The sequence below is a fragment of the Allorhizobium ampelinum S4 genome, assembly GCF_000016285.1.
Lineage (GTDB): Bacteria > Pseudomonadota > Alphaproteobacteria > Rhizobiales > Rhizobiaceae > Allorhizobium > Allorhizobium ampelinum.
In genome coordinates this window covers 1,577,176-1,591,707 of record NC_011989.1, presented here as the reverse complement: position 1 = coordinate 1,591,707, position 14,532 = coordinate 1,577,176, and the positions used below count along the sequence as shown (strand labels likewise).

The following is a 14,532-nucleotide window of genomic DNA, read 5'->3' as shown; positions in this document are numbered from 1 at the left end:
AACCGGTTTCGGTACGATGCTGGATCAAATCAGATTGTGGTCCCGCATCCATGCCTCAAGCGCCGGTGTCCAGAGCACCGGCGGCCTGGGCGTTTTCCCCATGCTCCCTTCGCCCATGGCAAAGCCGTGACCGCCCTGCTCAAGTTCGACCAGATCGGCGGAAACACCGGCCTTGCGGCAAGCCGCCTGCATCATCCGGGAATGCTCGATATTGGCAACCGGATCGTCCTTGGCATGGGCCATAAAGACAGGCGGGCAAGTGGAACTGACATGGGTTTCGACCGACCAGGCCGCTACATCGGCATCGCTGGGATGTTTGCCGACCATCTCAACCCGGGTCCAGGTATGATTATAGGGAGCCTTCAGGGTAATCACCGGATAGGCCAGCAGGGTGAAATCCGGCCTTGCCGACAGTGTATCGGCACTGTCGACCGGCGAATAGACCGGCTCAGCAAAGCGTGTCGATAGCATGCCCATCAAATGCCCACCGGCGGAAAATCCCATACTGCCAATTTTCTGAGGGTCGAGGCCAAGTGCATCACCCTGCGCCCGGATCAGCCGCAAGGCCCGCTGGGCATCCTGCAAGGGCGCGCGGGGACCGACAAACCAACCTTCGCCCGGAAGACGGTAGGTGAGAATGAAAGCGGTGACGCCACGGGCGGCGAGCCATTGCGCGGCGGCCTCGCCCTCCTTGCGTTCCTCAACGAAATGATAACCGCCGCCGGGTGCAATCAGCACGGCTGTCCCATTTGAGGTTTGCGGACGGACCATCCGCAGCGTTGGCGTGGCGATACGCAGCAATGCCGCCTTGTGAATGGTGCGTCGGCCAAGCCGAGGGCCACCACCGCCCGGCGCCCGGCCCGGCCAGAGGGGCACCTCACCGGCTGCCAGAGATGCGGCTTGCCCTGATGTCACGAGACTCAGGAAACTGAAAGAAGCAAGGCTCAGGACATGCCTCCGTCGGAGCGCTAGGGAAAACTTGGTCATTGGCCAAGCATGGGCAGCCATTGCGGCACAACTTGGCCCGTCAACAAGGCTCCATGTTCAAAACCGTGGCATAAGCTCTATTCCGCAGCACTGCGGCTATCCGGCATATCGGCTGCGTTCGGATCACCGGGCTTGGTTTCGGCTTCCAGATCAGGGAAGGCCACGATGCGTTTTCCGGAAAAATCCGTATGCACCACGACCATGCCCTGCTCTTCGAAATAGCCAAGCAGCCGGCGGGCGCGGCGGGCGGAATGGGTGCCATAGGCTCGGGCGATCCGCAAATCGGAAGGGCAAGGCTCGGACCGGATGGCCGCCTTGGCGATCAGCAGAAAAACGCCCTGCAAGTCATCCGAAACCCGCGTTGATAAAGACAGCGCCTCCTGCCAGCGGTCAGAGGACGCGGTTTCGTCATCGACGTCGGCCCGCGCCACGGCGACGCGGCGACGAAATTCACCCATCGCCATTGGTGGACCGCCGACCCGGCGCATGCGGGCTCGAACCAGGAATTCTTGATAGAGAACAGAATCGGTGCGATAGGCCGCCTGCGGATCATCGAGAATTTCTGCCAGCACCGCCGCCATCCGCTCCTCGCGTTCCTCGGCGGTGATTTCCGGCTGTGACGATCTCTGTGGGGCGACATCCTCGACGCTCACCGGCGTTGCACGGGCCAATTCAGCCAGAATATCGGTGGTCGGGCGCGGAGCTGGCGGCGCACGGCGAACGAGCGGGCGGGTAAACTCTTCAGGATCCGGCGTGAAGATCAGATCTTCCACGTCCTGCGGCGCATCGGGCAAGGGCATCAGTTTCGGACTGGAGGAGCGCGCTGAGGTCTCCACATCGCCAATCACAATGGGCAACGGACGGCGCGAAAGCGCCGGGCCGAGTGCGACGAAATTGCCGCGCTTCAGGTCGCGGAACATTTCCGCCTGGCGGCGATCCATACCGAGAAGGTCGGCTGCACGCGCCATATCGATATCGAGAAAGGTGCGACCCATCAGGAAGTTGGAGGCTTCAGCCGCGACATTCTTGGCAAGCTTTGCCAAACGCTGCGTAGCGATCACACCCGCCAGGCCACGCTTTCGGCCACGGCACATCAGATTGGTCATCGCGCCAAGCGACAGTTTGCGGGCGTCTTCGGAGACATCACCGCCGACCGAGGGGGCAAACATCTGCGCCTCGTCGACCACGACCAGAACCGGATACCAATACTCACGCTCCGCATCGAACAGGCCGTTGAGGAACACACCGGCTGCGCGCATTTGCTGCTCAATATCCAACCCTTCCAGCGTCAGCACGCAGGAAACGCGGTGCTGGCGGATGCGGTTGGCAATCCCGATCAATTCGGCATCGCTGCGCTCCCCGTCTACGACCAGATGGCCGTATTTATCCGAGAGCGTGACAAAATCCCCTTCGGGATCGATGATGACCTGCTGCACCCATTGGGCAGATTGCTCCAATAGACGCCGCAGAAGATGCGATTTTCCGGAACCGGAATTGCCCTGAACAAGAAGACGGGTCGCCAATAGCTCCTCGATATCGAGCCTGGCAGGTTGGCCACCCGCCACTGTTCCCATATCGATCCCGACCTGCACCTTGTATATTCCCTCACGATTGAATGATGACGCGTTCCTGCACCGCGATGCGGCAACGCCGTTCAATCCGCTTTTCCTAACAGAAAGTAAAAGAAGATGCCTGTGTCTTCTCGCCGAAACCCACAGGCAATCGCGGCTTAAATCAATCCGGATCGTCTGCCAGAACTGGCGACACCAGCAGCTTGTCTATGCGCCGGCCATCCAGATCGACGACTTCGAATTTCCAGCCATTCTTGACGAAGCTTTCGCCTAGCGCCGGAATGCGTTTCAACTCATCCAGCACGTAGCCTGCGACCGTGGTAAAATCCGGGTCGTCATCCACAGGCACACGGATATGCTCGATGAATTCGTCAATCGGCGTCCAGCCGGCGACCAGATAGGAACCGTCCTCACGCATCAGCAGAGCCGGCTCTTCCTCGCCCTCTTCCTGGTAGGCACCGGTAATCGCCTCCAGAATATCGCCTGACGTGATAATGCCTTCGAAATGGCCGTATTCGTCATAGACCAGCACCATGTGCAGAACCGTCTTGCGGATCGACTGGATGATATCGATGGCACCCGCCAGATCCGATACGATCGGCACATCGCTGATAATCGAGCGGATGTCGACCGTGCCGCCATTGGCCAAGGCATCGTAGAAATTTTTCACCAGCATGACCCCGACGATTTCATCGGAATTGCCATTGCGCACCGGCAGACGGGAATGCTGGCTTTCACGCAGCGCCTGGCGGATTTCCTCAATCGTGTCATCGACGCTGATCAGTTCGACATCACGGCGCGGCGTCATAAGACCCCGTGCAGTGCGGTCCGCCAGGCGCATGACGCCGGAAATCATCTGTGATTCTTCCGATTCGATGACACCAGCACTTTGTGCTTCGGCCAAGACCGTCTTGATTTCCTCATCCGTCACCGTGCCTGACGATGCGCCCTTCTGGCCGAGCAGCGACAGGACCGCCCGCCCCGAGCCGTCCAGCAGCCAGACCAGCGGCAGCGAAACCTTGGACAGGATCAGCATGGCACCCGCCATGCGCGAGGCGACCATTTCAGGGTTTCGCAGCGCAATCTGCTTGGGCACGAGCTCACCGACGATCAGCGACAGATAGGTGATGCCAACCACGACGCAGCCGACGCCGAGCGTATTGGCCAGAGCCTCTGACATGCCTTGCAGCAAAAGCCACTGCGTCAATCGAGCACCGAGAGTGGCTCCCGAAAATGCGCCGGACAAAACGCCGACAAGGGTAATACCGATCTGCACGGTTGACAGAAAACGACCGGGATTTTCAGCCAACCGGATGGCAACGGCAGAACCGCGATGACCGGCTTCGGCCAGAACTCGCAGACGCGCCGGACGGGCGGAGACGACCGCCAGTTCGGACATTGCCAATACGCCGTTCAAGATGGTGAGCAGGACAACAATGACGATTTCGGCAAACAAGCTGTTTCAAATCTCTTAGGAGCCGCATGAATGGCGGCGGGATAAAATCTGTAGCACAAGTCACCGCCGCATTCCAAATGACTCGCGACAATTTCAATGGATGGTGCTTGGCCATAAAAATACGGTCGCCCGCTTTGCCGAAAAAGACAAATCGCACGGGAAGACAAAGCATATCGGTGCCCCAAAATCTCGATGCATCAGGGACTTAAAGTTTTTGCACCCTCTTGAGGGTGAGAATGCGCGAGCGTGTGGAGCATCGATATAAAGCGGCAATTGAACCGGACAAAAATTCAAGACGCCACCAAAAGCCAACATCAGAAGACATTCATACAATATTTGCCGCGAATAACTGACATTTATCAAGAAAAACAACCCTAGGATGAGCCCTACAAAGACCAGGTTGCCTGCCTTCGCTTGAAAACGATGAAGCATTTTTGGTGTTTTTCCGATAATGACATCGCGCTTTCTGTGTCATTGTAGCACTCTAGATTTTCCAGATATTGGTGTTCTTCAAGCAGGTCCGATTTGATAAAAATCGCAATAACACGTTGAATGCTCAATAGTTTTTATCTGGATAATTAAAGCCCACTTCTAAATAATTCAACGTTAGCGACTTAGCCTCGGCATCGCATTTCGCGTGAGACGAAATAACAAAAAAAAATAGTTTGAAATCTTTAGATAGTTGACCCTCGCATGGCGTCCTATAAAGATCGCCGCAACACCGGACGGGTGCTGTTTAAAGTGTATCCACTTCCAAAACGATGAAACAACCTTGAATATCTACTGTTTTTAAGAACACCTATAGCCCTATGGGCGCGAAAGGTCTCGGAATGGCATTTTCCATTCGCGTTGATAAACTCATCCAGGCTCCGATCAGTCGCGTCTATAAAGCGTTTCTTGACGAGCAGGCTGTTGTACAATGGATGCAGAGGAAGGACTTTACCTGCCAACCGCTTCATTTCGATGGACGCGAAGGTGGCGGTTACAGGATTCGTTTTAGCAGCACCACGTCAGATTTAAGTTACGTGATGATTGGCGAATTCGATGAATTGGTCCTCAATGAGCGCATTCGCTACACAGAAAGAATGGATGACCCGTTCTGGACTGCGCGGGTTGAGACCGTCATCCAGCTGAAACCGACAGCAAGAGGAACGGACCTGTCAATCGTTCAATCCGGTATTCCGGATACGGTATCGCAAGAGGGAGTCCGACTGGCCTGGGACGAATGTCTGCGACAGCTTGCCTGCCTGGTCGAACAATTGACTGAGAGCCTACACGCGCGAACGCGATAATTTAGCTTCTGGCTATTTCCGTAACAAACGTCAGCCTGCTGCCACGCGCAGGCCAAAACCCTGCATCAGCCGATGGGTGGAAAATACCGGCTGGCCCGACGTGAAAACCGCGAAATCATAGTCGTCCGAATGCGCGCCCTCGTCCACAACAGGCACCAGACGCCGCGCCTGGCGGGCGATGGCTTCCGCAGGGTCAAGCCAATCCACCGGCCAGGGAGCCAGTTTGCGGAAGACGTTGGCAAGAAACGGATAATGGGTACAGGCGAGCACGACGATATCGGTCTTCGCGCCTTGTTTTTCGATGAAACACGGCGCGATCTCCGCCTTCAGCACTGCCTCTTCCACCGACTCACCGCGAATATAGGCCTCAGCAAGCCGGGCCAGATGTTGAGAGCCGACAAGGTTGACCTCGCACTGGCTGGCAAAGGACTGGATCAGATCGCGGGTATAGGCGCGCTTGACGGTGCCAGGGGTTGCCAGCACGGAAATCAGGCCGGACCGGCTACGCTCTGCGGCAGGCTTGATGGCGGGGACGGTGCCGATGAAGCGCATACCGGGAAAGGCTTCCCGTAGCGCGGCACCGGCCAGCGTGAAGGCCGTACTACAGGCAACGATCACCGCCTCAGGATCATATTGCGCCAGAAGAGAGGCAAACAAGGAGACGATCCGCGCTTTAAGCGGCTCCTCCTCCCAATTGCCATAGGGAAAACCAGCGTCGTCGGCGATATAGATAAAGCCACGCTCCGGCATCAGAACCCGGGCTTCACGCAGGACAGTCAAGCCGCCAATACCGGAATCAAACACCAGAATCGGCTTTAGTTTAGTCCTGATCTCGTTCATGCCCGCTACCATCAGCTTCGTCCCTCTCAATGCCGTCCACTGCGTCGCCCTCCAAAGGCGCTCCAGCGCCGCGCGGATTGCGGCGGGAGAACCGGTCGAGTGACGAGACCACGCCACGCATGACATTGATTTCCGGTGAAGTGAAACCACGTCGCGTCAGCACAGCGCGCAGATTGTCGATCATTCGTGCTTTTTTATGGATCGGCCGGAAATATCCCCTTGCATCAAGTGCATCCTCCATATGCTCGAACAGGCCGATAACTTCCTCCTTGCTGGCAGGCAATTGGTCGACGCCCTGAAACGGCGTCTGGGTGACATCTTCCATGGTGGATTTCATCCACTCATAAGACATCAGCAGCACAGCCTGAGCGATATTCAGCGACGCAAAAGCAGGATTGACCGGAAAGGTGACAATTTCATCGGCCAGAGCCACATCCTCATTCTTCAGGCCGGATTTTTCCCGCCCGAACAGAATTCCGGTTTTTTCACCAGCCAGAAACCGGGTTCGCAAAGTTGAGGCCGCCGTCACCGGCGAGGCAACAGGCTTGAAATTGTCCCGTTGGCGAGCCGTGGTCGCGTAGACGAAATTCAGATCGGCCAGTGCTTCTTCCAGCGTATCGTAAAGCTTGGCACCATCGATGACATGATCGGCCTTGGATGCGGCGGACCGGGCTTTTTCCGAGGGCCAGCCGTCACGCGGATTGACCAGACGCAGCTCCGCCAGCCCGAAATTCGCCATGGCGCGGGCCACCATGCCGATATTCTCGCCCAATTGCGGTTCCACCAGAATAATCGCCGGTCCCTCGGCGATAAGCTCGCGCTCGCTGTTTGTGCCTGCCATGGCGCCTTTCCTGCAATTATTCACTTAACCCTGCAAATTTACGTCTGCATGGGCATAAACAGCCCAAAATGCAAGAGGCGGAAGGCAAAGCGCGCTCAAGCTAAAATGAAGTCCACACGCGGCTTCCTGTTTGCCTTGGCTTGCGAGAATGCTATAGGCAACTCCGGTCATATGGACAGAGACGCGGTCGAATTAAAGCCGCCCTATCGATGAGGAAGACTTATGCAAAAGATCAAGGTTGCCAACCCGGTCGTCGATCTCGACGGCGATGAAATGACCCGTATCATCTGGCAGTTCATCAAGGAAAAGCTGATCCTTCCCTATCTCGATCTCGAGATTGAATACTACGACCTCTCGGTAGAAAACCGCGATGCAACCAATGACCAGGTGACGATCGATTCCGCCCACGCCATCAAAAAGCACGGCGTCGGCATCAAATGCGCCACCATCACGCCAGACGAAGCCCGCGTGAAGGAATTCAACCTGAAGGAAATGTGGAAAAGCCCGAACGGCACGATCCGCAACATCCTCGGCGGCGTTATTTTCCGCGAGCCGATCATCTGCAAAAACGTTCCCCGCCTCGTCCCCGGCTGGACCCAGCCAATCGTCGTCGGCCGCCATGCCTTCGGCGACCAGTATAAGGCAACCGACTTCAAATTCCCCGGCAAGGGCAAGCTGACCATCAAGTTCGTCGGCGAAGACGGCCAGGTGATCGAGAAGGACGTGTTCGACGCACCGTCCGCAGGTGTGGCCATGGCCATGTACAACCTGGATGATTCGATTCGCGACTTCGCCCGTGCTTCGATGAACTACGGTTTGATGCGCAAATGGCCGGTCTATCTGTCGACCAAGAACACCATTTTGAAGGCCTATGACGGTCGCTTCAAGGATATTTTCGAGGAAGTCTACCAGGCCGAATTCAAGGCTCAGTTCGACGCCGCCGGCATTACCTATGAGCATCGCCTGATCGACGACATGGTTGCCTCTGCACTGAAATGGTCCGGCGGCTATATCTGGGCCTGCAAGAACTATGACGGCGACGTCCAGTCGGACACGGTTGCGCAGGGCTTCGGCTCGCTCGGCCTGATGACCTCGGTTCTGCTGTCGCCGGATGGCCGCACGGTCGAAGCCGAAGCCGCGCACGGCACCGTGACCCGTCACTACCGCCAGCACCAGAAGGGCCAGGAAACCTCGACCAATTCCATCGCCTCGATCTTTGCCTGGACCCGTGGCCTCGCGCACCGCGCCAAGCTGGACGACAATGCCGAGCTGGCCAAGTTCGCCCTCACCCTTGAAAAGGTCTGCGTTGACACTGTCGAAGCTGGCTACATGACCAAGGATCTGGCGCTGCTGATCGGTCCCGACCAGCCGTGGCTGTCGACCACTGCTTTCCTCGACAAGGTCGATGAAAACCTCCGGGCTGCAATGGCTGCCTGAGCCGTCACACGTTTTGCAAAACCCGGCCATCGCGCCGGGTTTTCGCGTTATAGGGAGAGCCATTGAAAATGACTTTCCGTATTTTATTGTCGAATATCTTAAGCCTTTCACACATTTGGGATATTCGAAATTCTTGTCAGGCGAAGATCCGTGAGCGTCTTTGCGCCTTCGTATTCTATGATTTTATGGGGAAGAGAGTACCATGACCGAGCAAGTCGTTTTATACACCAATCCCATGTCCAGAGGACGCATCGTTCGCTGGATGCTGGAGGAGATCGGCCAACCCTATCAGACCGAACTGGTCGCCTATGGTCCCGCGATGAAGGCGGCTGACTACACCACCATCAACCCGCTGGGGAAAGTCCCGGCTATCCGCCACGGCAAAACGGTGGTGACGGAAACGCCAGCCATTCTTGCCTATCTGGCCGATGCTTTTCCTGAGGCAGGCCTTGCCCCTGATCTTGGCAACCGCGGCAACTATTATCGCTGGCTATTCTTCACTGCAGGTCCGGTGGAAGCCGCCGTCATTGGCCAGGCCTGTGGCTTTGCCGTCCCCGATGAACGCCGCGGTATGGTTGGCTATGGCAGTATCGATACCATGATGGATGTGGTTGCTTCGGCAATTGCCGCGGGCCCGTATATCGCTGGCGAAAGCTTTAGCGCTGCCGATCTTTATCTTGCATCGCATCTGTCCTTCTCGTTGAGGGTCAACAGCGTGCCAGCACGTCCGGTCTTTACCGATTACATTGCCCGGATGACCGATCGCGATGCCTACCGCCGTGCGAGCGAAATCGACGCCGAAGCCCAGGCAGCAGCCACCGCATGACCGTGAGTTTCAGATCCGATTGAACACATCGGACCTCTGATGAAAAAGAATTTGCCAAGCGCCCTCAAAGATGGCGCTTGGCATTCCCCTTACCAGCAATTTTCAACACATCACGATAGTTCAGGTACCGCCGCTGGTTTTGCACCGGTAAGCGCGATGACGGCCGCCATCCCCTCCTCCGGTTTCTGCGCCACGGCTTCCTCCGCAGCGCTCAAAATACAACGATCCCGTCCCTGATCCTTAGCCTGGTAAAGCGCTGCATCCGCCCGAAGAGACACCGCATCCAGATCCGCGCCAGCTTTGACCACCTCATGCATGCCGATACTGATGGTCATGGTGATTGTCGCGTCACGCCAGGGTGTGGTGAGCCGGGCAACGGATTGCCGCAACCCATCGCAAAAGGACAGCGCTTCACCACCTGTCATTTGCGGCATGAACAAAGCAAACTCTTCCCCGCCAAGCCGGCCAAACACCATGTTCGCATCGAGTTGCTCGATCATCGTTTTCCCGAAGGCACACAAGGCTGCGTCCCCTCCGGCATGTCCATGCGCATCGTTGATGTATTTGAAATGATCGAGATCGATCAACGCCAGAACACCGGCATTCTTGTGCATTTGTGACTGGGCACGCTCATAGAAAGCGCGGCGATTGAGAACACCGGTCAGCATGTCGATCTCGGAGGCATGCTTATACTGCATGAGGCTTCGGTGGCTGCTGAGCGCAAAAATGCCAATCCCCAGCCCAAGGCTGTTGACGTATAAAATAAAGGTAACAACCGGAACCCATGGCGTTTGGGCAACGCCACCAATCTCGGTCACCGGCCAGATCATCACCAGCGGAATGCGCATCAACATGACGAAGCCGTAGGACAGCAGCATGAAGATAATGACGAGGCGAACTGGAAAATGGTCACGCTTCCACCCGGACCAAATCGAAGCGACCAAAGCGCTGAGCTGCGCAACAGTCAAAATTGTGTAGAGGACGATTCTGTAATCCGGATTGGCGGAAAAAATCTTCACTCCAAAATAGCATAGGAGCCAAATCGCAGTTATTGCGACCACAAACCATCGGGAACGGGAAAATCCATCGAAGATCCGAAACCCAACCCACACCAGTCCGGACCCCAAAAGCACCAGTGCTCCACCAACCCCGATACCAAGAGATTCAGGAACGATACCGCGCAAAGCCTGCAAGCATGTACCGATTGAAACACACCAAAAACCGATACTCCACATACCCAACTGGTTGGATTTACGGTCGAAAAACCAACTGATGCTCATCAGGACAGAATTCAAGGTCCATCCGACCAAGAGGCAGATCATCAGCGTTGGAATATTGAAGAGTAAAACCAAGAGATGTTAACCCAAAATACGGTTGCCTTGTCACGCCCCACCCCTGCGGAGAAGAAATATTTCTGCACCCAGTGACCTTAAATAATATTTACAATTATCGCCCGTCGCTCACTAAAAATCCACTGGCCACTGATATTCGATCCAATTTCTCTCATACGGAGAGAATTCGACTTAAAAATCGGCAATACAGCTGGAAAATAAACTAAATTATGGATCAGTAATTCTATCTATTGGTTTATTTTAAAATTAATCGCCCAATGATTGCTTTTGCCTGCTCAACAGAAGACATAAATCAATATTAAGAAAAACTACCAATACGTGCAACGTCAGTCACGTAGAATCTCGACCTAAACGGACGACTGAATGATTTATAAAATCATGAAGGCATCGCGCATGTGAAAATGCGCGATGCCTTCATAACAAAGCCGCTATCGGCCTGGAAAGGGGAAAGCTAGCTCCCGGTCCGATGTTTTCATTTATCTTAACGGCATTTGAAGTGGACAGCATCCGAGCCAGCGGCGGCTTGATCGTAATGAGTAACCAGGGGATAGGGGCAGTAAAGATAGCGCCCTGGCGTCAGTGCTGACGCCTCCTTGTTGTCCTTGGTGATCCCTGCTGATACCGGACCGGGTGCCGCGCCCTTCTCCACCCAGGCGACAAGCGGTGTGAAGAAATCGAAATCGTCGTATGAGGGGCCACCCGCCCCGTGTGGCATGCCGGGAATACGGTAGAATTTGACGAAATCACCCGCCTTGCGACCGTTATTACTGTCGAGTTTGCGATACCATTTGACCGTATCGAGCACTGAAAATACCGGATCGGCATTGCCATGAAAAACAATCATCTTGTGGCCCGCCGCTTTAAATGCCTTCAAATGCGGATTGGCGCTACCGGGCGGTATCATGAAATCTGCAGCGGATTCCGTGAACGGGCCTGATTTTGCAAAAATCTTCGGCGCATCCCGGTCGAAATCAAAGTCGAGCAAAAACTTTTGCAGATCCTCCGGCGTTCCATTAACCGGCACGGGCGGCGTGGTGAAGATCTGAGCCAGCGAACCCGCCCCCATCACAGCAATGATCGGTTTGCCGCCCCAAGCGGCAACAGGACTCTGCAATTTCCAAAGACGCCAATTGGCAGACCCCATGCCCGGGTCCCAATCCCAATTGCTGTACAGCGCATGGCCCTTGCTGTTTTTCGGGCCTGCATGGCTGGCACGAAGCGCGGCGATCTGGTTCTGGCTAAGACAATCCGGCTGTTTTTCAGCCTTGCAGGCTAGGGAGGCGAGATTGAAACGGCTCTGGCAGGCATCCGCATTGCCGACAACCCCATCGACCCGACCATCCAAGGCATCGCAGGCGGAAAGAATGCCCTTAGCAAGAAGCGCCATGTCGGCGGGAGAAAAGGCTTTGGCGATATCCTGATCGACCTTGGCCCAGGACTGCACGTCCCAGGCATGCTGAAGAGCAGCCTTGGGCAAATTGAAACCAGGATAGCCGACCAGCAGACCATCAAATTGCTCCGGCAGCCTTGTGGCGGCCATCAGCGCATGGCGGCCACCATTCGAGCCACCGATGCCGTAGCGAAAGGCAATCTTTTGTCCATAATACTGTTCCACCAGTTGCATGGCCAAAGGATTGAGCTTGGCGACGGCACTGTAGCCATAATCCTGGCGGGCGACCGGGTCGAAGCCAAAGGCAGCTGAACCGGCGAGCCCTTTATCGGAAAAAGCCGCCTCGTCATGACCGGCATCGCTGGAGACCACCGCATAGCCACGGCTGAGCGCATTGTCCGCCTTGTTGCCGCCAAGCAACGGGCCGGTGGCGGCCAAAACCTTGCCGTCATTGCCTCCGTTGAACTGATGGACGAAACGGCCATTCCAATCGTCCGGAAGCCGCATTTCGAAGTGGATGGCATAGGCTCTGCCGTCAATACCCTGGTGAGCCGCCAGCTCCCCCTGGATCAGGCAATGGCTGCGCGGCATCTCGGCATTGCCAGAAACGGATTTTGCCTCAGTTATGGTCAATTCGGGCGGATGCCCGCCGCTATTGCTGATATCGCCGCATGTGACGGCGGCATAGGCGCCCGATGCATACATAAATAATGGAAAAATCAGAGCCGTAAACACGGCACTCCGCACAGCAAATATTGACATGAATTCCTCCCAGAATATGCCGGGCAAGGTAATCCCGTCCGTGGGCCCCCGTCAATATTGGTAGGCAAGACAAACCATTTTCTTTTGTCCTTGACGCGCTCATACTCTTGACGCAAGGCGCTACGGATCGCAGATAAGCGGCATGAAGGCATCGCAAGCAGAAATTTTGATCGTTCCCGGCTATACCAATTCCGGGCCGGACCATTGGCAAAGCCGTTGGGAGGGCAAATTGTCCACCGCGCGCCGCGTTGAGCAGGCCGAATGGGCAAAGCCTGTCCGGGAAGATTGGGTGAAGCGGCTGGTGGAAGAGGTCAACCGTGCCGAAAAACCTGTCGTGCTGGTGGGCCACTCGCTGGGTGTGCCAACGATCGTGCATGCCGTGCCGCATTTCCAACGCAAGGTGGCCGGTGCCTTTCTCGTGGCGCCGCCGGACGTGGCCAATTCGGCAATCCGGCCCCGCCACCTGATGACGTTCGGTCCCTATCCCCGTACGCCCCTGCCTTTTCCAACACTGATCGTCGCCAGCCGCAACGATCCGTTTGGCACCTATGACCATGCCGAGGATATTGCAAAGGCTTGGGGAGGACTTGTCGTCGATGCAGGCGAGGCAGGCCATCTCAATGCCGAGTCCGGTCATGGTCCCTGGCCGGAAGGCACCATGGTGTTTGCTCAGTTTCTCAGCAAGCTTTCCGCCGAGGACTGACTTATCCATGGCTTTCTACGGCCATGGATTTCGTGGTTCGGCACCGCTGTGCTAAAGATAATATCCTGGGCTGCTGTGACGGATCGCGATTCTCCCTGGCCGATAATATCTGCATTGGGGATTGTTCGGGAGGAAGCAGGCAGTCAGTAGGGACGCACCCGAACAAGGGCGCGACCAGAAAAACAAGGAAGGGGCAAGAGCCGGATTGTGAAAAGCCGCGTTTTCCTTTATGGACCGCCTCAACCAGTGACACAGAGCGTCCCTTGTGCGACGCCAACAATAGAGACAAACCGTCATGAACCGTCGCCGCCGTATTTACGAAGGCAAGGCCAAGATCCTGTACGAGGGTCCTGAGCCGGGCACGCTGATCCAGTTTTTCAAGGATGATGCAACAGCCTTCAACAAGAAAAAGCATGATGTTATCGACGGCAAAGGCGTGTTGAACAATCGCATCTGCGAATATGTCTACACGCATCTGAACAAGATCGGCATTCCCACCCACTTCATCCGTCGCCTCAACATGCGTGAGCAGCTGATCAAGGAAGTGGAAATCATCCCGCTGGAAATCGTTGTGCGCAATGTCGCCGCCGGTTCCCTGTCCAAGCGTCTCGGCATCGAGGAAGGCGTGGTTCTGCCGCGCTCCATCATCGAATTCTATTACAAGTCCGATGCGCTGGAAGATCCGATCGTCTCGGAAGAGCATATCACCGCGTTTGGCTGGGCCAATCCGGCTGAGCTGGACGATATCATGGCACTGGCCATCCGCGTCAATGACTTCCTTTCCGGGCTTTTCCTCGGTATTGGCATTCAGCTGGTCGATTTCAAGATCGAATGCGGCCGCCTCTACGAAGGTGACATGATGCGCATCGTGTTGGCCGACGAGATTTCGCCCGACAGCTGCCGCCTTTGGGACGTCGAAACCCACGAAAAACTGGACAAGGACCGGTTCCGCCACGATATGGGCGGGCTGCTGGAAGCCTATCAGGAAGTGGCACGCCGTCTCGGCATCATCAATGAAAACGAACCCGTTCGCGGCACCGGCCCGGTTCTGGTCAAGTAGTTCTGGAGACACATT

General features: G+C 56.0%; 12 protein-coding genes. 5 read left to right on the top strand and 7 right to left on the bottom strand.

Annotation, left to right across the window (positions count from 1 at the left end):
* Nucleotides 1-24: 24 nt before the first annotated feature.
* From AVI_RS07505 to AVI_RS07495, 3 genes are all read right to left on the bottom strand, one after another.
* Nucleotides 25-915 carry an alpha/beta hydrolase gene (locus tag AVI_RS07505; protein ID WP_187152381.1) on the bottom strand — a complete coding sequence of 297 codons (891 nt, stop codon included), beginning with the start codon at nucleotides 913-915 and terminating at the stop codon, nucleotides 25-27.
* A 149-nt stretch (nucleotides 916-1,064) separates the two neighbouring features.
* A complete protein-coding gene (locus AVI_RS07500) occupies nucleotides 1,065-2,579 on the bottom strand; it encodes a helicase HerA domain-containing protein (RefSeq protein ID WP_041696486.1) in 1,515 nt (504 codons plus the stop codon).
* A gap of 142 nt (nucleotides 2,580-2,721) precedes the next feature.
* Nucleotides 2,722-4,014, bottom strand: coding sequence for a hemolysin family protein (locus AVI_RS07495; protein WP_015915797.1), 1,293 nt, complete (start codon nucleotides 4,012-4,014; stop codon nucleotides 2,722-2,724).
* 830 nt (nucleotides 4,015-4,844) lie between these two features.
* Between AVI_RS07495 and AVI_RS07490 the strand changes: the two genes are divergently transcribed.
* Entirely contained in the window at nucleotides 4,845-5,306 is a 462-nt protein-coding gene (locus tag AVI_RS07490) for an SRPBCC family protein (protein WP_041697873.1), read from the top strand.
* Nucleotides 5,307-5,336: 30 nt separating this feature from the next.
* Here the strand turns inward: AVI_RS07490 and murI are convergent, their stop codons facing one another.
* Nucleotides 5,337-6,158 carry a glutamate racemase gene (gene murI / locus AVI_RS07485; protein ID WP_080516968.1) on the bottom strand — a complete coding sequence of 274 codons (822 nt, stop codon included), beginning with the start codon at nucleotides 6,156-6,158 and terminating at the stop codon, nucleotides 5,337-5,339.
* Nucleotides 6,127-6,987 carry an RNA methyltransferase gene (locus tag AVI_RS07480; RefSeq protein WP_015915794.1) on the bottom strand — a complete coding sequence of 287 codons (861 nt, stop codon included), beginning with the start codon at nucleotides 6,985-6,987 and terminating at the stop codon, nucleotides 6,127-6,129. The genes murI and AVI_RS07480 overlap by 32 nt, the downstream gene beginning before the upstream one ends.
* A gap of 222 nt (nucleotides 6,988-7,209) precedes the next feature.
* Here AVI_RS07480 and AVI_RS07475 point away from each other — a divergent pair, with 222 nt between their 5' ends.
* Nucleotides 7,210-8,424 (top strand): NADP-dependent isocitrate dehydrogenase, encoded by a 1,215-nt coding sequence (locus AVI_RS07475; RefSeq protein ID WP_015915793.1) that lies wholly within the window; start codon nucleotides 7,210-7,212, stop codon nucleotides 8,422-8,424.
* A 202-nt stretch (nucleotides 8,425-8,626) separates the two neighbouring features.
* Entirely contained in the window at nucleotides 8,627-9,250 is a 624-nt protein-coding gene (locus tag AVI_RS07470; protein ID WP_015915792.1) for a glutathione S-transferase family protein, read from the top strand.
* Nucleotides 9,251-9,360: 110 nt separating this feature from the next.
* On the opposite strand, the gene AVI_RS07465 is transcribed toward AVI_RS07470, so the two are convergent.
* Together AVI_RS07465 and AVI_RS07460 are read right to left on the bottom strand one after the other, a co-directional pair.
* A complete protein-coding gene (locus AVI_RS07465) occupies nucleotides 9,361-10,269 on the bottom strand; it encodes a GGDEF domain-containing protein (protein WP_187152380.1) in 909 nt (302 codons plus the stop codon).
* 814 nt (nucleotides 10,270-11,083) lie between these two features.
* Nucleotides 11,084-12,754 (bottom strand): tannase/feruloyl esterase family alpha/beta hydrolase, encoded by a 1,671-nt coding sequence (locus AVI_RS07460; RefSeq protein ID WP_015915790.1) that lies wholly within the window; start codon nucleotides 12,752-12,754, stop codon nucleotides 11,084-11,086.
* 142 nt (nucleotides 12,755-12,896) lie between these two features.
* Here AVI_RS07460 and AVI_RS07455 point away from each other — a divergent pair, with 142 nt between their 5' ends.
* Both AVI_RS07455 and purC read left to right on the top strand, forming a co-directional pair.
* Entirely contained in the window at nucleotides 12,897-13,457 is a 561-nt protein-coding gene (locus tag AVI_RS07455) for an RBBP9/YdeN family alpha/beta hydrolase (protein WP_015915789.1), read from the top strand.
* 295 nt (nucleotides 13,458-13,752) lie between these two features.
* The gene (gene purC / locus AVI_RS07450; protein ID WP_015915788.1) at nucleotides 13,753-14,517 is read left to right on the top strand and encodes a phosphoribosylaminoimidazolesuccinocarboxamide synthase; all 765 of its coding nucleotides are present in this window, start codon (nucleotides 13,753-13,755) and stop codon (nucleotides 14,515-14,517) included.
* The last annotated feature ends 15 nt before the right edge of the window (nucleotides 14,518-14,532 follow it).